Source organism: Kitasatospora sp. NPDC059146, assembly GCF_042786665.1.
In the GTDB taxonomy this organism is placed as follows: Bacteria; Actinomycetota; Actinomycetes; order Streptomycetales; family Streptomycetaceae; genus Kitasatospora.
Map to the genome: position 1 here is coordinate 22407 of NZ_JBHZCY010000057.1, position 19719 is coordinate 42125.

The 19719-nt window shown below is 76.8% G+C and carries 5 protein-coding genes and 2 pseudogenes; 3 read left to right on the top strand and 4 right to left on the bottom strand.

What is annotated here, in order from left to right:
• Positions 1-57: 57 nt before the first annotated feature.
• The 3 genes and pseudogenes from ACFXPX_RS23590 to ACFXPX_RS23600 form a co-directional block, all read left to right on the top strand.
• Positions 58-10539: pseudogene (locus tag ACFXPX_RS23590) on the top strand (SDR family NAD(P)-dependent oxidoreductase); the annotation flags it as partial.
• Between the two features lie 67 nt (positions 10540-10606).
• Positions 10607-13750 (top strand): annotated as a pseudogene (locus ACFXPX_RS23595) (type I polyketide synthase); the annotation flags it as partial.
• 71 nt (positions 13751-13821) lie between these two features.
• Positions 13822-14865, top strand: coding sequence for an LLM class flavin-dependent oxidoreductase (locus ACFXPX_RS23600; protein ID WP_380643081.1), 1044 nt, complete (start codon positions 13822-13824; stop codon positions 14863-14865).
• A 98-nt stretch (positions 14866-14963) separates the two neighbouring features.
• On the opposite strand, the gene ACFXPX_RS23605 is transcribed toward ACFXPX_RS23600, so the two are convergent.
• The 4 genes from ACFXPX_RS23605 to ACFXPX_RS23620 form a co-directional block, all read right to left on the bottom strand.
• Positions 14964-15986: an LLM class flavin-dependent oxidoreductase gene (locus ACFXPX_RS23605; RefSeq protein WP_380525724.1), complete on the bottom strand. Its 1023-nt coding sequence runs from the start codon at positions 15984-15986 to the stop codon at positions 14964-14966.
• A gap of 67 nt (positions 15987-16053) precedes the next feature.
• Positions 16054-17217 (bottom strand): NtaA/DmoA family FMN-dependent monooxygenase, encoded by a 1164-nt coding sequence (locus ACFXPX_RS23610; RefSeq protein WP_380643083.1) that lies wholly within the window; start codon positions 17215-17217, stop codon positions 16054-16056.
• On the bottom strand, positions 17214-18899 hold the full coding sequence (locus ACFXPX_RS23615) for a dipeptide ABC transporter ATP-binding protein (protein ID WP_380643085.1): 1686 nt from the start codon (positions 18897-18899) through the stop codon (positions 17214-17216). The genes ACFXPX_RS23610 and ACFXPX_RS23615 overlap by 4 nt, the downstream gene beginning before the upstream one ends.
• Positions 18896-19714 (bottom strand): ABC transporter permease, encoded by an 819-nt coding sequence (locus ACFXPX_RS23620; protein ID WP_380643087.1) that lies wholly within the window; start codon positions 19712-19714, stop codon positions 18896-18898. Before ACFXPX_RS23620 ends, ACFXPX_RS23615 begins: the two co-directional genes overlap by 4 nt.
• Positions 19715-19719 lie beyond the last annotated feature (5 nt).

The following is a 19719-nucleotide window of genomic DNA, read 5'->3' on the forward strand; positions in this document are numbered from 1 at the left end:
GCCCCGCCACACCTCGAACCATCGAAGGGCAGAGCACGCATGTCGAACGACGAGAAGCTCCGCGACTACCTCAAGCGGGTCAGCGCCAGCCTCCAGGACACCCGCCTGCGACTGGAAGAGGCCGAGGCCAGGTCCACGGAGCCGATCGCCGTCGTCGGGATGGCGTGCCGCTACCCGGGCGGGGTGGGCTCGCCGGAGGAGCTGTGGCGGCTGGTCGCCGAGGGCCGGGACGCGATCTCGGAGTTCCCGGCCGACCGGGGCTGGGACCTGGACGCGCTGTACGACCCGGACCCGGAGCGCACCGGCACCTCCTACACCCGGCACGGCGGCTTCCTGGCCGCGGCAGCCGGCTTCGACGGCGAGTTCTTCGGCATCAGCCCCCGCGAGAGCAGCACCATCGACCCCCAGCAGCGGCTGCTGCTGGAGACCACCTGGGAGGCGTTGGAGAGCGCTGGCCTGGACCCGGCCGCGCTGCGCGGGACCCCGGTCGGCGTCTTCACCGGGATCATGTACAACGACTACGGCTCGCGGCTCAACCCGCTGCCGGCCGCCGTCGAGGGACAGGTCGGCATCGGCAGTGCGCCGAGCGTGGCCTCGGGGCGGATCGCGTACACCTACGGCTTCGAGGGTCCGGCGGTGACGGTGGACACCGCGTGCTCCTCCTCCCTGGTCGCCCTGCACCTGGCCGCGCAGGCGCTGCGCTCGGGCGAGTGCACGCTGGCGCTCGCGGGCGGGGCCACCGTGATGGCCACCCCCAACACCTTCGTCGAGTTCAGCCGCCAGCGCGGGCTGTCGCCGGACGGCCGCTGCAAGGCGTTCTCGGCGGGCGCGGACGGCACCGGCTGGGGCGAGGGGGTGGCCCTGCTGCTCCTGGAACGGCTCTCCGACGCCCGGGCGAACGGCCACCCGGTGCTGGCGGTGGTGCGCGGCTCGGCCGTCAACCAGGACGGCACCAGCAGCCAGCTCTCCGCCCCGCACGGGCCTTCGCAGGAGCGGGTGATCCGGGCGGCGCTGGCGGCGGCCGGGCTGGGCGCCGCGGATGTGGACGCGGTGGAGGCGCACGGCACGGGGACGCGGCTCGGGGATCCGATCGAGGCGCAGGCGCTGCTGGCCACCTACGGTCAGGGTCGTGACGCCGAGCGGCCGTTGTGGCTGGGTTCGGTGAAGTCCAACATCGGGCACGCCCAGGCGGCGGCCGGGGTGGCGGGCGTGATCAAGATGGTGCAGGCGCTGCGGCACGGCGTGCTGCCCGCCACCCTGCACGTCGACGAGCCGACCGGGGAGGTGGACTGGTCCGTCGGCGGGGTGGAGCTGCTGCGCTCGCCGGTGGACTGGGCGCCGGGCGAGCGGCCGCGCCGGGCGGGGGTCTCCGCCTTCGGGATCAGCGGCACCAACGCGCACGTGATCCTGGAGGAGGCCCCGGCCGCCACCGGGCCTCAGGCGGAGCCGGTTCCTACGGTCGCCCCGGTGCTGCTCTCGGCGCGCTCGGAGACGGCGTTGGGCGCGGCGGCCGAGCGGCTCGCGGACTGGCTGGAGCACGGCGAGGGCGCGCAGGCCGGGCTCGCGGAGGTCGCGGCCTGGACGCTCACCCGCAGTGCCCGGCACCGCTTCGGGGCCGCCGTGGCCTCGCCGGACCGGGCTGAACTGATCGGCGGACTGCGGGCGTTGGCCGGGCGGTCGGCACACCCGGCGGTGGTGTCGGGTCGGGTGGCGTCCTCGCCGGGTCGGGTGGCGCTGGTGTTCCCAGGTCAGGGTTCGCAGTGGGTGGGGATGGGGGTGGCGCTGGCCGCGTCGTCTCCGGTGTTCGCCGCGTTGCTGGCCGACGCCGGCCGGGCGCTGGAGCCTTATGTGGATTGGGAGTTGGCGGAGGCGTTGCGGGATCCGGTCCTGTTGGAGCGGGTGGACGTGGTGCAGCCGGTGCTGTGGGCGGTGATGGTCTCGCTGGCGGGGCTGTGGCGCTCGTACGGGTTGCCGGTGGACGCGGTGGTGGGGCACTCGCAGGGCGAGATCGCGGCGGCGGCGGTGTCGGGGGCGTTGAGCCTGGAGGATGCTGCGGCCGTGGTGGCCCTGCGCAGCAAGGCGATTCGGGCGGTGGCGGGTGACGGTGGGATGGCATCGGTGCCGCTGCCGGTGGCGGAGGTGGAGTCCCTGATCGCCCGCTGGGAGGGTGCGTTGGAGGTCGCGGCGGTCAACGGGCCGTCCTCGACGGTGGTTTCCGGGACCGCGACGGCGATCGGCGAACTCGTGACCTGGGGTGAACAGCAGGAGGTACGGGTACGGCGCGTCCCGGTGGACTACGCCTCGCACTCCGCCCAGGTCGAACCCCTTGAGGCCGAACTCCTCGACCTGCTGGCACACATCAACCCCCAGCCCGCCGACATCCCGTTCTACTCCACCGTCACGGGAACCCTGTTGGACACCAGCGCCCTTGACGCCGGGTACTGGTTCCGCAACCTGCGCAGCCGGGTCCGCTTCGAGGACACCGTCCGCGCCCTGGCCGAGGACGGCTTCACCACCTTCGTGGAGGCCAGCGCCCACCCGGTGCTGACCGTCGGCATCCAGGAAACCCTGGCCGAACACCCGGACGCCCCGGACACCCTGGTCACCGGCAGCCTGCGCCGCAACCGCGAGGACGACCAACCGCTGCTCCAGGCCCTGGCCGCCGTCGAACTCCACGGCCACCGCCTCGACTGGCCCCTCACCACCCCCACCACCCCACCCGGCCTCCCCACCTACCCCTTCCAGCACCGTCGCCACTGGCTCGACGCCCCCACTCACGCGGGCGGCCCGGACGCGTCCGCCCACCCCCTGCTCGGCGCGAGTGTCGAACGCGCCGACGACGGCGGGCTGGTCCTCACCGGCCGCCTCTCCCCGCGCAGCCACCCCTGGTCGGCCGAGCACACCGTCGCCGGGACGGTCCTGTTCCCGGGGACGGGCTTCGCCGAACTCGCCCTGGCCGCCGCCGAGTCGGCAGGCTCCTCCGGGGTGGACGAACTCGTCCTGCTGGCGCCGCTGACCCTCGGCGGGGCGGTGCTCGACCTCCAGGTCCTCGTCCCGGCCGCCGACCGGGACGGCCGTCGGACCTTCGACGTCTACTCCCGCCCCGAGCACGGCGGCGCGGGCGACTGGACCCACCACGCGACCGGCACCCTGGCCGCCGAGCCGGCCGAACCGGCCACCCCCATCGAGGACTTCCCCACCGAGGACTTCCCCGCCGACTGGCCCCCGGCCGAGGCCGTCCCCCTCGAACTCGCCACCGCCGCAGCGCGGTTCGCCGCCGCCGAGGTCGGCTACGGCCCGACCTACCAGGGCCTGCGCGCCGCCTGGCAGCACGGCGACGTGCTCTACGCGACCGTCGAACTCCCCGAGCCCGCGCACCCCGACGCCGCCCGCTACGGCATCCACCCCGCCCTGCTGGACGCCGCCCTCCAGGCCGAGGCGGCGGCCGACGGCCCGGACCGCCCCGCCGAACTGCGGCTGCCGTTCGCCTGGAACGGCCTCGGCCTGCACGCGGTCGGCGCCACCGCGCTGCGGGTGCGGCTGGACCGCCTGGACCAGGACACCCTCCGCCTCCGGGCCGTCGACCCCGAGGGCGCCCCCGTCCTCACCGTCGACACCCTGGTGCTGCGCCCGGTCGCCGTCGACCGGCTGACCGCCCCCGCCCCCCGGGGCCCGGCCCGGCCCACCCGCACCCCGGCCCGCCGGGCCGCCGGGCGTACGGCGGGGGAGGGCGGTGCCGTCGAGCGCCTCCGCCGACTGTCCGGCGCCGAGCTGGAGCGGCAGCTGCGCGAGCTGGTGCGCGGAGAGGTCGCCGCCGTCCTCGGCTACGCCACCCCCGCCGAACTCGACCCCGACCGGGCCTTCCGCGACCTCGGCTTCGAGTCCCTCACGGCCGTCCAACTGCGTGACCGGATCGCCGCCGCCACCGGACTCAAGCTGCCGCCGACCCTGGTGTTCAACCACCCCAGCCCGCGCGCCCTCGCCGAGCACCTCGGCGACCTGCTGCGCCGCAGCGGCAGCGCACCGGTCACCGCGCCCGCCCGTACCCGGGCCGCCGCCGACGAACCGCTCGCGATCATCGGGATGGCGTGCCGCTACCCGGGCGGGGTGGGCTCGCCGGAGGAGCTGTGGCGGCTGGTCGCCGAGGGCCGGGAGACGGTCTCGGAGTTCCCGGCCGACCGGGGCTGGGACCTGGACGGGCTGTACGACCCGGACCCGGAGCGCACCGGCACCTCCTACACCCGGCACGGCGGCTTCCTGACCGGCGCGGCCGACTTCGACCCGGCGTTCTTCGGCATCAACCCGCGCGAGGCCGTCGCGATGGACCCGCAACAGCGCCTGCTGCTGGAGACCTCCTGGGAGGCGCTGGAGAGCGCCGGCCTGGACCCGGCGGCGCTGCGCGGGACCCCGGTCGGCGTCTTCACCGGCCTGATCTACACCGAGTACGGCGGCCGGGTGCGCGGCTCCGCCCCCGAGGCGGAGGGCTACCTCGGCACCGGCAGCGCGGGCAGCGTGGCCTCGGGGCGGATCGCGTACACCTACGGCTTCGAGGGTCCGGCGGTGACGGTGGACACCGCGTGCTCCTCCTCCCTGGTCGCCCTGCACCTCGCGGGCCAGGCGCTGCGCTCCGGCGAGTGCAGCCTCGCCCTGGTCGGCGGCGCCACCGTGATGTCCACCCCGGACACCCTGATCGAGTTCAGCCGCCAGCGCGGCCTGTCGCCGGACGGCCGCTGCCGGGCCTTCGCGGCCGCTGCCGACGGCACCGGCTTCTCCGAGGGCGTCGGGCTGCTGCTGGTCGAACGGCTCTCCGACGCCCGGGCGAACGGCCACCCGGTGCTGGCGGTGGTGCGCGGCACCGCCGTCAACCAGGACGGTGCCTCGAACGGCCTGACCGCCCCGCACGGGCCCTCGCAGGAGCGGGTGATCCGGGCGGCGCTGGCGGCGGCCGGGCTGGGCGCGGCGGATGTGGACGCGGTGGAGGCGCACGGCACGGGGACCCGGCTCGGGGATCCGATCGAGGCGCAGGCGCTGCTGGCCACCTACGGTCAGGACCGGCCCGCCGAGCGGCCCTTGTGGCTGGGGTCGGTGAAGTCCAACATCGGGCACGCCCAGGCGGCGGCCGGGGTGGCGGGCGTGATCAAGATGGTGCAGGCACTGCGGCACGGGGTGCTGCCGAGCACCTTGCACATCGACGAGCCGACCGGCGCCGTCGAATGGGGGAGCGGTGCGGTCGAGCTGCTGCGCTCGCCGGTGGACTGGGCGCCGGGCGAGCGGCCGCGCCGTGCGGGGGTCTCGGCCTTCGGGATGAGCGGCACCAATGCGCACGTGATCCTGGAGGAGGCCCCGGCCGCCACCGGGCCTCAGGTGGAGCCGGTTCCTACGGTCGCCCCGGTGCTGCTCTCGGCGCGCTCGGAGGCGGCGTTGGGTGCGGCGGCCGAGCGGCTGGCGGACTGGCTGGAGGGCCCGGGTGCCCGGGTCGGCCTGTCCGAGGTCGCGGCCTGGACGCTGACCCGCGGCGCCCGGCACGGGTACGGCGCCGCCGTCGCCTCGGGCGAGCGCGCCGAGGTGGTGGCCGCACTCCGTGCGCTGACCGACCATCCGGCGGTGGTGTCGGGTCGGGTGGCGTCCTCGCCGGGTCGAGTGGTGCTGGTGTTCCCGGGGCAGGGTTCGCAGTGGGTGGGAATGGGGGTGGCGCTGGCCGAGTCGTCTCCGGTGTTCGCCGCATTGCTGGCCGACGCCGGTCGGGCCCTGGAGCCCTATGTGGAGTGGGAGTTGGGGCAGGCGCTGCGGGATCCGGTCCTGTTGGAGCGGGTGGACGTGGTGCAGCCGGTGCTGTGGGCGGTGATGGTGTCGCTGGCGGGGCTGTGGCGTTCGTACGGGTTGCCGGTGGACGCGGTGGTGGGTCATTCGCAGGGCGAGATCGCGGCGGCGGCGGTGTCGGGGGCGTTGAGCCTGGAGGACGCTGCGGCCGTGGTGGCCTTGCGCAGCAAGGCGATTCGGGTGGTGGCGGGTGACGGCGGGATGGCGTCGGTGCCGCTGCCGGTGGCGGAGGTGGAGGCGCTGATCGCCCGCTGGGACGGTGCGTTGGAGGTCGCGGCGGTCAACGGGCCTTCCTCGACGGTGGTTTCCGGGACCGCGACGGCGATCGGCGAGCTGGTGACCTGGGGCGAGGAGCAGGACGTACGGGTGCGGCGGGTCCCGGTGGACTACGCCTCGCACTCCTCCCAGGTCGATCCCCTGCGCACCGAACTCTTCGACCTGCTGGCACACATCAACCCCCAGCCGTCGGAGATCCCGTTCTACTCGACCGTCACGGCCGGGCCGCTGGACACTGCGGAGCTGGACGCCGGGTACTGGTTCCGCAACCTGCGCAGCCGGGTCCGCTTCGAGGACACCGTCCGCACCCTGGCCGCCGAGGGCTTCACGACCTTCGTGGAGGCCAGCGCCCACCCCGTGCTGACCGTCGGCATCCAGGAGACCCTGACGGAACACCCGGACGCCCTGGAGACTCTGGTCACCGGCACCCTGCGCCGCAACCGCGAGGACGATCAGCCGCTGCTCCAGGCCCTGGCCGCCGTCGAACTCCACGGCCACCGCCTCAGCTGGCCCCTCACCACCCCCACCACCCCGCCCGGCCTCCCCACCTACCCCTTCCAGCACGAGCACTACTGGCTCGACCCCGCCCCGGACATCAGCGACCCGGGCCACCTCGGCCTCCAGAGCGCCGACCACCCACTGCTGGGCGCCACCACCGACCTGCCGGACGGCACCGCGCTCTACACCAGCCGGATCTCCACCGGCACCCACGCCTGGCTGCTCGACCACGCCGTCACCGGCACCCCGCTGCTGCCCGCGACCGCGCTGGTCGAACTCGCCCTGCACGCCGGCCACCGGGCCGCCGTCCCGGCCCTGGCCGAACTGACCCTGGAGGCACCGCTGTTGCTCGACGACGGCGCCGTGCACCTGCAGACCACCGTCCAACCGCCGGACACCGACGGCGCCCGTGCGCTCGCCGTCCACTCCCGCCCGGCGGCCGCCGGCCCGCAGGAGCCGTGGACCAGGCACGCCACCGCCCTGCTCCTCCCGGACCACCCGTCCGCCGCCGCCCCCGCGGACCGGCCCGAGGACCGGCCCGCGGCCTGGCCCCCGCCCGGCGCCACCCCCGTGAACCCGGCCGACCTCTACCCCGGCCTCGCCGACCGCGGCTACGACTACGGCCCGGCCTTCCAGGGCGTCCGCGCCCTGTGGCGCGCCGGTGATGCCGTCTACGCGGAGGTCCGACTCCCCGAGCCCGCGCACCCGGACGCCGCCCGCTACGGCATCCACCCCGCCCTGCTGGACGCCGCCCTGCACCCGCTCGCCGCCGGCCTCACCGCCCCCGCGAACGGCACTCGCGAGGAGAGCGACCCCGAGGACGCCGACCGGGGAACGGCACTCCCCTTCGCCTGGACCGGCGTCACCCTCGCCGCCACGGCCGCCACCACCCTGCGGGTCCGGCTGACCCGGCACGGCGCCGACTCGGTCGCGCTGACCGCCACCGACCCGCTCGGCGGGCCGGTGCTCACCGCCGAGCGGATCGCCCTGCGCCCGCTCGCCCCGGGCGCCCTCGCCGCCGCCCGGCCGGTCGGGCGGGCCGACGGCCTGTACCACCTGGACTGGACGCCCGTGCCCCCGTCGGCGGCCGTCCCCGCCGACCGGGCGGTGGTCGAACTGCCCGAGCACCACCTCTCCGCCGACCCCACCGACCCCACCGACCCGGCAGAACTCCCCGACCCCGCAAGCCTGTTCGCCACCGACCCGCCCGCCCTCGCCGTCCTCCCGCTCACCCTCCCCGAGCCGACGGCCCCGAACCCGAACCAGGACCAGGACCCCGCCGCCGCCACCGCCGCCCTGCTCGGCTTCGTCCAGCGCTGGCTCGCCCAGGACCACCTGGCCGACACCCGGCTCGCCGTGCTGACCCGCGACGCCCAGCACACCGGCCCCGCCGACCGCCCGGTCCGGCCGGTCGCGGCCGCCCTCTGGGGCCTGCTGCGCAGCGCCCAGACCGAGCACCCCGGCCGGTTCCGCCTGCTGGACACCGACGGGCACCCCGACTCCCGGGCGGCGCTGGGCACCGCCCTCGCCCGGGACGAGCCCCAACTCGCCCTGCGCCGGGGCGCGCTGCTCGCCCCGGCGGTCGTCCCGCTGCCCGCCCGGCCCGAGCTCACCGCCCCCGGGGACGGCCCCTGGCGGCTCGCCCCCACCGGGGACACCCTGGACGCGCTGGCCCTGCTCCCCGCCCCGGACGCCGCCCGCCCGCTCGCCCCCGGCGAGGTGCGGATCGCCGTACGGGCCGCCGGACTGAACTTCCGTGACGTGCTGATCACCCTCGGCGTCTACCCGGACCGCGCCCTGCTCGGCACCGAGGCGGCCGGCGTGGTCACCGAGGTCGGCCCGGGCGTGACCGGCCTGGCGCCCGGCGACCGGGTCACCGGCCTGGTGTCCGGGGGCATCGGCCCGGTCGCGGTCACCGACCACCGGCTGCTGGCCCGCGTCCCGGCCGGCTGGAGTTTCGCCCAGGCCGCCGCCGTCCCCGCCGCCTACCTGACCGCCCACTACGCCCTGGTCGACCTGGCCGGGCTCCGCGCGGGCGAGCGGCTGCTGGTGCACTCGGCGGCCGGCGGCGTCGGCATCGCCGCCGTCCAGCTCGCCGCCCACCTGGGCGCCGAGGTGTACGGGACAGCCGGGCCCGGCAAGTGGGACACCCTGGCGGCGCTGGGCGTCGACCCGGCCCGCACCGCCTCCTCCCGCACCCTCGACTTCGAGGGGCTCTTCCTCGCCGGGACGGACGGCGCCGGGGTGGACGTGGTGCTGAACTCCTTCACCGGGGACTTCGTCGACGCCTCGCTGCGGCTGCTGCCGCGCGGCGGCCGCTTCGTCGAGATGGGCAAGGCCGACCTGCGCGACGCCGACCGGATCGCCGAGCAGTACCCGGGCGTGCGCTACCGCTCCTTCGACCTGCTGGAGGCCGGTCCGCAGCGGATCGGCGAGCTGCTGACCGAGCTGCTGGCGCTGTTCGAGCGCGGGGTGCTGACCCTGCCGCCGATCACCGCCTGGCCGGTCGCCCGGGCCGGGGAGGCGCTGCGCCACCTCGGCCAGGCCCGGCACACCGGCAAGGTCGTGGTGACCGTCCCCGCGCCGCTCGACCCGGCCGGCACCGTGCTGGTCACCGGCGGCACCGGCACCCTCGGCGCGCTGACGGCCCGGCACCTGGTGACCGAGCACGGCGCCCGGCACCTGCTGCTGGCGGGCCGGCGCGGCCCCGAGGCGGCGGGCGCCGCTGAACTGGCCGCCGAACTCGGTGGCCTCGGCGCCGAGGTGACCGTCGCCGCGGTGGACGTCGCCGACCGGGCGGCGCTGGCCGCGCTGCTCGACTCCGTCCCCGCCGAGCACCCGCTGACGCTGGTGGTGCACGCCGCCGGCGCCCTCGCGGACGGCGTTCTGGAGGCCCTCGACCCGGCCGCGCTGGAGGCCGTGTTGGCCCCCAAGGCCCGGGCCGCCCGCCACCTGGACGAGCTGACCCGGCACGCCGACCTCGCCGACCTGGTGCTGTTCTCCTCCGTCTCCGGGGTGCTCGGGGGCGGCGGACAGGCCAACTACGCGGCGGCCAACGCCTACCTGGACGGCCTCGCGCACCGCCGCGCCGCCGAGGGCCTGCCCGCGACCTCGCTCGCCTGGGGCCTGTGGCAGCGGGCCAGCGGACTGACCGGCCGGCTCACCGACGGCGACCGGGCCCGACTGGCCCGGGGCGGCCTGGTGCCGCTCACCGACCGGGAGGGCCTCGCCCTGCTGGACGCGGCCCGCGCCACCGGCCGGGCGGCCGTCGTCACCACCCGCTTCGACCTGCGGGCGGGCCGGGCCGCCGGGACCGTACCCGCGCTGCTGCGCTCGCTGGCGGGCGCCCCCGCCCGGCGCAGCGCCGCCGGCGCGCCCGCCGCCGGAGGCCCGGCCCCGCTGTCGGACCGGCTCGCCGGCCTGGACCCGGCCGGGCGGGCCGAGGCCCTGCTCGACCTGGTGCTCGGCCAGGCCGCCGCCGTCCTGGGCCACGGCGGGGCCGGAACTGTCGCTGCCGGAACCGTCGCCGCCGACCAGGCCTTCAAGGAGATCGGCTTCGACTCGCTCACCGCCGTCGAACTGCGCAACCGCCTGGGGGCGGCCACCGGCCTGCGGCTGGCCCCGACCACGGTGTTCGACCATCCGACCCCGTCGGCGCTGGCCGCCCACCTGCACCGGGCCCTGGCCCCCGAGGACGAGGCCGCGCCGGACCCGTTCCTGCGCGAGCTCGACCGGCTGGAGTCCCTGCTGCCCGCGCTGGCCGCCGCGGACGGCGTCCGGGGAGCGGTCGGCCGGAGGCTGCGCGAGCTGCTCTGGCGCCTGGACGACACCCCGGCCGAAGGCGACGGCGAGGGCGAGCGCGCCGAGGACCTCGCGACGGCCAGCGACGAGGAACTGTTCGCCGCGCTCGACGACGAACTCAACCATCCCGGAACGGAGGTCTGAGATGCCCGGGACGACCGAACCCGCCGCCACCTCCGGCGGCGCCCCCACCGCCACCCCCGGCGGCACCGAGGAACGGCTGCGCGACTACCTGCGCCGCGCGACCGCCGACCTGCGCCAGGCCAGGCGCCGGATCGAGGCCCTGGAGGAGCGCGCGCACGAGCCGGTCGCGATCGTCGGCATGGCCTGCCGGCTGCCCGGCGGCGTGCGCACCCCCGAGGACCTGTGGCGGCTGCTCGCCGAACGCCGGGACGCCATCGGCGACTTCCCCGCCGACCGCGGCTGGGACCTCGACGCGCTGTTCGACGAGGACCCGGCCACCCCCGGCACCTCCTACGCCCGCCAGGGCGGCTTCCTGGACGGCGCCGGCGAGTTCGACGCCGCCTTCTTCGGCCTCGGCCCGCGCGAGGCGCTCGCCATGGACCCCCAGCAGCGGCTGCTGCTGGAGACCGCCTGGCGGACCTTCGAGTCCGCCGCCCTCGACCCGGCCGCCCTGCGCGGCAGCCGGACCGGCGTGTACGTCGGCATGATCGGCCAGGACTACGCCCCGCGCCCGCACGAGGTGGCCGGCGAACTCGACGGCCACTTCATGACCGGCAACGCCGGGTCCGTCGCCTCCGGCCGGCTCGCCTACCACTTCGGCCTGCACGGACCGGCCCTGACCGTCGACACCGCCTGCTCCTCCTCGCTGGTGGCGCTGCACCTGGCGGCCCGCTCGCTGCGCTCGCGCGAGAGCGACCTCGCCCTGGCCGGCGGGGCCTGCGTGCTGGCCCACCCGAGGGTGTTCCTGGAGTTCAGCCGCCAGCGCGGGCTGGCCCCGGACGGGCGGTGCAAGGCCTTCGCGGCGGGCGCCGACGGCACCGGGCTCGCCGAGGGCGTCGGCCTGCTGCTCCTGGAGCGCCTGTCCGACGCCCGCGCCAACGGCCACCGGGTGCTGGCCGTGCTGCGCGGTTCGGCCGTCAACCAGGACGGCCCGAGCAACGGGCTCACCGCTCCCAGCGGGCCGGCCCAGGAGGCCGTCGTCCGGGAGGCGCTGGCCGACGCCCGGCTCACCCCCGACCAGGTCGACGCGGTCGAGGCGCACGGCACCGGCACCACGCTCGGCGACCCGATCGAGGCCCGCGCCCTGCTCGCGGTGTACGGCCGCGCCGAGCGCGAACGCCCGCTGCGGCTCGGCTCGTTGAAGTCCAACATCGGTCACACCCAGGCCGCCGCCGGAGCCGCCGGGGTGATCAAGCTGATCCTCTCCCTGCGGCACGACACCCTGCCCGCCAGCCTCCACCTGGACACGCCCACCCCGCACGTCGACTGGTCGGAAGGCGCCGTCGAACTGCTCGCCGAGGCCGCGCCCTGGCCGCGCGGGGAGCGCCCGCGCCGGGCCGCCGTGTCCTCCTTCGGGATCAGCGGCACCAACGCCCACCTGATCCTGGAGGAGGCCCCCGAGCCGCCGCCCGCCGAACCCGGTCCCGAACCCGGCGCCGGCCCCGCCGACCGGCCCTGGCTGCTCACCGCCCGCACCCCCGAGGCGCTGCGCGACCACGCGCTGGCGCTGGCCGCGCACGCCGAGGCCGGCGCCGTGGACGGTATCGGGAACGGCGCCGCGGACCGTGCCCGGGACACCGCCCACTGGCTCGGCCACGGCCGGGCGCGGTTCCCGCACCGGGCCGCCGTGCTGACCGACCGCCCGGCGGAGATCGCCCCGGCCCTGCGCGCCCTGGCGGCCGGCGGCACCCACCCCGCCCTGGTGCGCGGCACCGCCGTCGCCGCCCCCAGGGCCGCCTGGACCTTCACCGGCCAGGGCTCCCAGCAGCCCGGCATGGGGCGTGAACTCCACGCCGAGCACCAGGAGTTCGCCAAGGCGCTGGACGAGGTGTGCGACGCCCTCGACCCCCACCTGGACCGCCCGCTGCGGGACGTGATGTTCGCCGAACCGGGCTCCGCCGCCTCCGCACTGCTGGACCGCACCCGGTACACCCAGCCGGCCCTGTTCGCCCACCAGACCGCGCTGGCCCGACTGCTGGGCACCCGGCTGCCCCCACCGGTCGCGGTGCTCGGCCACTCGATCGGCGAACTGTCCGCCGCCCACCTGGCCGGGGTGTTCGACCTGGAGTCGGCGGCCGCGCTGGTCGCCGCCCGGGCCCGGCTGATGGACGAACTGCCCGCCGGCGCGGGCGCGATGCTCTCCGTCCAGGCCCCCGAGGAGCGGCTCACCGCACTGCTCGCACCGTACGGGCAGGCGCTCGGCCTGGCCGCCGTCAACGGACCGGCCTCCACGGTGGTCTCCGGCGACGCCGACGCGATCGCCCGGCTCGACCGCGAGCTCACCGGCCTCGGCCTGCGCACCCGCCGGCTGCGGGTCTCGCACGCCTTCCACTCCGCCCAGCTGGACCCGGTGCTGGAACGCTTCCACGCCGAGGCGCGGCGGATCGGCTACCGCGCCCCGAGCCTGCCGGTGATCAGCAACCTCACCGGCGAGACCGCCGACCCCGAGCGGATCGCGAGCCCCCGCTACTGGACCGAGCAGATCCGCGCCACCGTCCGCTTCGAGCAGGGCGTGCGCACCCTGCGCGAGCGGTACGGCGTCACCGCCTACCTGGAACTCGGCCCGCACAGCACGCTCGCCGCGCTGACCGCCGCGATCCACCCGGAGGCCGTCCAACTGCCCGTGCAGCTGCGCGAACGGCCCCCGTCGAGGGCGCTCGCCGCCGCGCTGGCCGGGGCCGAGGTGCACGGGCTGCCGGTCGGCGGGCCGAGCGGGCCGGCGCCCGCCGCCGACCCTGACACCGTGCCCGGCCACCCCTTCGCCCCGACGGTCCACTGGCTGGCCACCCCCGGCCCCTCCGGCGCCGGCCGCGAACCCGCGCCGCTGCCCGGGGCCACCACCGCGGAACGGGAGCCCGCCGAGGACCCGGCCGCCCTGCTGCGGCGCTGGGCGGACGCCGGGCCCGGGCACCGCACCGCCCTGCTGCTCGCCCTGGTCAGGGAACAGGTCGCCGAGGCCCTCGGCTACGCCGACCCGGCCCGGATCGGCGAGCGGGAGCGCTTCCAGGACCTCGGCTTCTCCTCCTTCACCGTCCTGGACCTGCGCAACCGGCTCGTCGCCGCGACCGGGCTCGCGCTCCCCCCGGTGGTCGCCTTCGACCACCCCACGCCGGTCGAACTGACCGCCCACCTCGACCACCTGCTGGCCGAGTCCGTCCTGCCCGCCGCCTGAGGCACCGAGCCCGTCCACCCCCCACCGAACGACCAAGCCCGCCGAACCTTCCAGAGGAGCGAACCCCGGTCATGCGCGTCGGAATCACCTACCTCAGCATCTCCCCGTCGGTCGACCGGTCGTCCGCCCGGCAGAAGTACCTGGACTTCGCCCGGCAGGTCGAATGGGCCAACGACCGGGGCTTCTCCGGCATCTGGATCACCGAGCACCACTTCTCCGGCTACAGCCTCAGCTCCTCCCCGCTGCTGCTGCTCGGCCAGGCCGCCGCGCTCGCCCCCGACCTGCGGATCGGCACCGGCATCCTGGTGCTGCCGCTGTGGGACCCGGTCCGCCTGGTCGCCGACGTCAACACCCTGGACCAGCTGTCCGGCGGCCGCCTGGACCTCGGCATCGGCCGCGGCTACCAGCCGCACGAGTTCCTCGGCTTCGGCCGCGACCTCGACCGGAGCCGGGCCGCCTTCGAGGAGTCCGCCGACCTGGTGCTGCGGCTGCTCACCGAGACCGAGGTCACCCACAAGGGCGAGTTCCACCGCATCGACGCCCCGGTGACCGTCCTGCCGCCCTCCCACCAGGCCCCGCACCCGCCGGTGTGGGCCGCCGCGGTGTCGCCCGAGTCCACCCGCTTCGCCGTCCGGCGCGGCTTCCACCTGCTCGGCCTCGCCCTGTCGACCCCGGCCGAACTCGCGGCCCAGTGGCGGACGGTGGCCACCCTGGCGGCCGAGGAGGGGGTCGCGGCGGAGGGCCTGGAGTACGCCGTCAACCGCTTCGTCCACGTCGGCACCGACCCGGCCGGGCGCCGGGCCGCGGCCCGCGAGGTCGCCCGGCAGATCCAGACCTCCCGCGCCCTGGCCGAGGGCGCCTACCCGACCGGGGGCCGGCCACCGGTCCCGGCCGCCGTCGACCCGGCCGACGAGGAACTCGCCTACCAGCGGCTGTTGGCCGGCTCGCCCGAGCAGATCGTCGAGCAGATCGCCGAACTCGCCGCCGCCGGCGTCACCCGGGTCAACGCCGCCTTCGAGTACGGCACCCTGCCCGCAGAGACGGCCTTCGCCGCGCTGCGCACCTTCGCCGCCGAGGTGCTCCCGGCCCTGCGGGAGCTGCCCGTACGGCTCTGAACCCCCGCCCCGCAGCCCCACCCCCCAGCCCCCACACGCCGCAGGGGTGGGACACCGGCCGGTGTCCCACCCCTGCGGCACGTCCGGCGGTCAGGAGCTCAGGAGGCCAGGCCCGCGAGCTCGGCCAGCCGGGTGTAGGACTCCCGGCGGTCCGCCGGGTCGTAGGTGTTCGCCACCACCATCACCTCGTCCGCGCCCGACTCGGCCACGAAGGCCTTCAACTTCGCCGCCACCGTGTCCGGCCCGCCGACCACCTCCGAGCGCAGGTCGTTCAGCGGCGGGGTGCGCTGCGCGGCCTGCTCGGCCGGGGACGGCCGGTGGCCCAGGGCCTCCTCGACGGACAGCAGCGGCGCGGAGCGGCCCACCGCGTGCTGGGCCAGCGCGAGCCGCCACGGGGTGGCCAGCTCCTCGGCGTGCCGGTCGTCCCGGCCCACCACCACGGTCAGGGTCAGGACGGCCCACGGCCGCGCGCCCTCGCGGGCCGGCCGGAACTGCTCCCGGTAGCGGCGCAGCGCCGTGAAGGCGTTGGCGGGGTCCTGGTAGGCCGCCAGGTACGCGTAGCCCAGGCCCAGCCGGGCCGCGGTGCCCGCCGAGGCGGGGCTGCCGCCGAGCAGGAACACCTCGGGCAGCGGCGCGTCGGTCGGCACGGCCCGGACGGCGGCGAGCTCGTGCCCGTCCGGCAGGGCGGTGTGCCCGCCGAAGGCCAGCAGCTGCGCCAGCTGGCCGTTGAAGACGTCCGGGGCGAGCGAGGAGCGCTGCAGCAGGGCGGCGGTCGGCCCGTGCCCGGTGCCGGTGGAGCGGCCGATGCCGAGGTCGATCCGGCCCGGGTGCAGCGCCTCCAGGGTGCGGAACTGCTCGGCGACGTGCAGCGGCGAGTGGTTGGGCAGCAGCATCCCGCCGGCGCCGATCCGCAGCCGGGTGGTGCGGGCGGCCAGGTGGGCGATGACGATCTCGGGCGCCGAGATGCCCACCGCCGCCTCGGCGTGGTGCTCGGCGACCCAGTACCGGCTGAATCCCAACGCCTCGACGTGCCGGGCGAGTCGGACGGCCTCGTCGAGCAGCTCGGAGGTGCCGGTGCCGGCCCGTCGGGGGCCCTGGTCGAGGACGGAGAACGCGGTCATGCCTGTTTCCTCAGGAGTCGGCCCCCGGTGCGCCGGGGGCGGGTGGACCGGGTCCGGGCGGCGGTGGTCACACGCCGGCCGGGGCGGGGGTCGGGTACGGGTGCGGCAGTCCGTAGTGCTCGCGCAGCGTGCTGCCCCGGTAGGAGGAGCGGTAGACGCCGCGCTTCTGCAGGATCGGCACCACCAGGTCGACGAAGGCCGGCAGTCCGTCGGCGAAGACGTCCGGCATCAGGGTGAAGCCGTCCGCGGCGCCCGAGACGAACCACTCCTCGGCGACGTCGGCGACCTGCTCGGGCGTGCCGATCGCCTCGATGTGCGCCCCGCGCCAGGGGGCGTGGCCGGCCAGCTCGTCGAGCCGGCGCAGCCGGGCCAGCGCCTCGCGCCGGCTGTCGGCGACGGTGGTCATCAGCCCGGGCAGGATCTTGACCGACCGGGGGTCGCGGCCGTGCCGTTCGGCCCGGGCCCGGACGTCGGCGGCGTAGGCGTGCGCGACGTCCGGGGTCTTGGCCCCGGAGAACACCACGTCGGCCGTCCGCCCGGCCAGTTCGCGCCCCGGCTCGGAGGCGCCCGCCTGCACCACCAGCGGGTGGCCCTGGGCGGAGGGCGGCAGCGGCAGCGGCCCGCGGACGCTGAAGTGCTCGCCCTGGTGGGAGATCGGCCGCAGCCGCCCCGGGTCGGTGAACCGCCCGGTGCGCACGTCCGCGACCAGCGCCTCCGGCTCCCAGCTGCGCCACAGCGCCTTGACGATGTCCACGAACTCCTCGGCGCGCGCGTACCGGTCGGTGCGCGGGGCCAGGCCGCTGCCGCCGAAGTTGGCCGCCACCTGGGGGATGTAGGTGGTGACGGCGTTCCAGCCGGCCCGCCCGCCGCTGAGCACGTCCAGCGACTTGAACCGGCGGGCGATATTGTAGGGCTCGTTGGAGGTGGTGGAGGCGGTGGCGATCAGTCCGATCCGGGAGGTGGCGGCGGCGATCGCGGTGAGGATCAGCGTCGGCTCGTGGTAGTACGCGCCGTGCGGGCTGGTCTGGATGTCGGAGAAGACCCCGGGGGTGTCGGAGAGGAAGACCGCGTCCATCAGCCCGCGTTCGGCGGTCCGGGCGGCGTCCACCCAGGTCTCCACCCGGGCGAAGCCGTACGGGTCGGAGCCGGGTTCGCGCCAGGCGGCGGGGTGCACGCCCATGGCGCCGCCGACCATGTGCAGGTTGAGGTGGAGCTCGCGTTCGGTGCTCATCGGGCCTTCCCGGGGTTCGGGCCGTCCAGGTGGGGGACGGCGTCCAGCAGTTGGCGGGTGTAGGGGTGGCGCGGCGCGGTCAGGACCTCGGCGACGTCCCCGGACTCGACGACCTCGCCGTCCTTCATCACCAGCACTTCGTCGGCGACGTGGCGCACCACGCCGAGGTCGTGCGAGACGAACACGTAGGCCACGCCGAGTTCGGCCCGCAGCTCGGCCAGCAGGTCGAGGACCTGGGCCTGGACGGAGACGTCCAGCGCCGCCACCGGCTCGTCGAGCACGACGATCCGCGGGCGCGGTGCCAGCGCCCGGGCGATCGCGACCCGTTGGCGCTGTCCGCCGGACAGTTCGCGCGGACGGCGGTGCAGCAGTTCCGGGCCCAGCCCGACCTGGGCCATCAGCTCGGCGACCCGGCCGGCCCGGGCCCGCCGGGGCACCCCGGTGGCGGCCAGCGGCTCGGCGATGATCCGGGCGACGGGGTAGCGCGGGTCGAAGCTGCTGAGCGGGTCCTGGTGGACGACCTGGATCCGCCGGTGCAGGGCGCGCCGCCGGGCGCCGCGCAGGCCCTGCCAGGACTGCCCGTCCACCTCGACGCTCCCGGTGTCCGGCGCGGCCAGGCCCAGCAGCAGGCGCCCGGTGGTGCTCTTGCCGGAGCCGGACTCGCCGACGATGCCGAGCGTGTGGCCCTCCCGCAGGGTCAGCGAGACGTCCCGGACGGCGGCCACCGGGGCGTGCCCCGGGACGGCGAAGGACTTGCCGAGGCCCTCGGCGCGCAGCACCACCCGCTTCCCGGTGCGCGGCCGGGGCAGTTCGGCGCCCGCCCGCGGCCCGGACAGCCGGGTGCCGCGCGCCCCCGGCCGGGGCACGGCCGCGAGCAGCTGCCGGGTGTACGGGTGCCGGGGCTCGGCCAGCACCTCGGCGGTGGGGCCCTGTTCGACCACCTCGCCGTCCTTCATCACCAGCACCCGGTCGGCGACCCGCGCCACCACCGCCAGGTCGTGGCTGATCAGCAGCAGCGCCCGGCCGGCCCGGCGCCGCTCGGCGAGCAGTTCGAGGATCTGCGCCTGGACGGTGACGTCCAGGGCGGTGGTGGGCTCGTCGGCGATCAGCAGCGCCGGGTCGGCGGCGAGCGCGGAGGCGATCAGGGCGCGCTGGCGCAGCCCGCCGGACAGCTGGTGCGGGAACTGCCGGGCCCGCAGCCGCGGTTCGGGCACCCCCGCCTCGGCGAGCAGGGCCAGGACCCGCGCGGGCACCTCGGCGCGCGGCACGGTGCGGTGGGCGCGCAGCGCCTCGGCGATCTCGTCGCCGACCCGGCGCAGCGGGTCGAGCGAGACCAGCGCGTCCTGGAGCACGAAGCCGATCCGGCGTCCGCGCAGCGGCCGCCACTGCCGGTCGGTCAGCGCGCCCGCGTCGCGCCCGTCGATCCGGAACAGCTCGGCGGTGGTGCGCGCCCCCGGCCCGGTCAGCCCGACCAGGGCGCGCGCGGTGACGCTCTTGCCGGAGCCGGACTCGCCGACCAGGGCGACGCTCTCGCCGGCGCCGACGGTCAGCGACAGGCCGCGTACGGCGGTGACCGGGCCGCGCCGGCCGGGGAAGGCGACCTGGAGGCCGCGCACCTCGACCACCGGCGGCGCGGGCTCGGTCCGCGGGTGCGCGGGCTCGGACCGGGTCTCGGTGCTCATCGCGCCACCCGCCCCTCGGCCCGGTCCTGGAGCCACTGCCCGACGGCCGAGACGGCCAGCACCGTGAGGGTGATCGCCGCCCCGGGGAAGACCGCCGTCCACCAGGCGACCTGGACGTAGTCGCCGCTGCCCGCGAGCATCGCGCCCCACTCGGCGGTGGGCGGCTGCGGGCCCAGCCCGAGGAAGCTGAGCGCCGAGCCGGTGACGATCATGCCGCCGACGCCGACGGTGGCCAGCGCCAGCAGCGGCCCGACGGCGTTCGGCACGACGTGCCGCAGGACCACCTGGAGCCGCGACCAGCCGAGCACGGTGGCCGCCTCGACGTAGCCGGTGCCGCGCACCCGCAGCACCTCGGCGCGCACCAGCCGGGCGTACCCGGGCAGGGTGACCAGGGCGAGCCCGGCCACCAGGTTCCCGGTGCCGGTGCCCAGCACCGCGACGACCAGCAGCACCAGCAGCACGCCCGGGACGGACAGCAGCACGTCCAGCAGCAGGCCGGCGATCCGGTCGACGGCCCGTCCGCCCTGGGCGGCCAGCACGCCCACCAGGGTGCCGGCCGCCAGCGCCAGGGCGGAGGCGGCCAGGCCGATCAGCAGCGAGGGCCGGGCGCCGTGCACGACGCGGGAGTAGACGTCGCGTCCGTTCTCGTCGGTGCCCATCCAGTGCGCGGACCCGGGCGGCAGCAGGGTGTCGGCGGGGTTGGCGGCGTCCGGCCCGGCGCCGCCGAACAGGCCCGGCGCGAGCGCGGCCAGCAGCAGGAGGACGCAGACCGCGAGCCCCAGCGCGACGCCGGGGCGGATGCGGGGGATGACCACGGGGT

Coding starts and splice junctions, on each gene's coding strand:
- ACFXPX_RS23600 (WP_380643081.1), top strand. CDS start 13,822: ATGCGCGTCGGAATCACCTACCTCAGCATCTCCCCGTCGGTCGACCGG.
- ACFXPX_RS23605 (WP_380525724.1), bottom strand. CDS start 15,986: ATGACCGCGTTCTCCGTCCTCGACCAGGGCCCCCGACGGGCCGGCACC.
- ACFXPX_RS23610 (WP_380643083.1), bottom strand. CDS start 17,217: ATGAGCACCGAACGCGAGCTCCACCTCAACCTGCACATGGTCGGCGGC.
- ACFXPX_RS23615 (WP_380643085.1), bottom strand. CDS start 18,899: ATGAGCACCGAGACCCGGTCCGAGCCCGCGCACCCGCGGACCGAGCCC.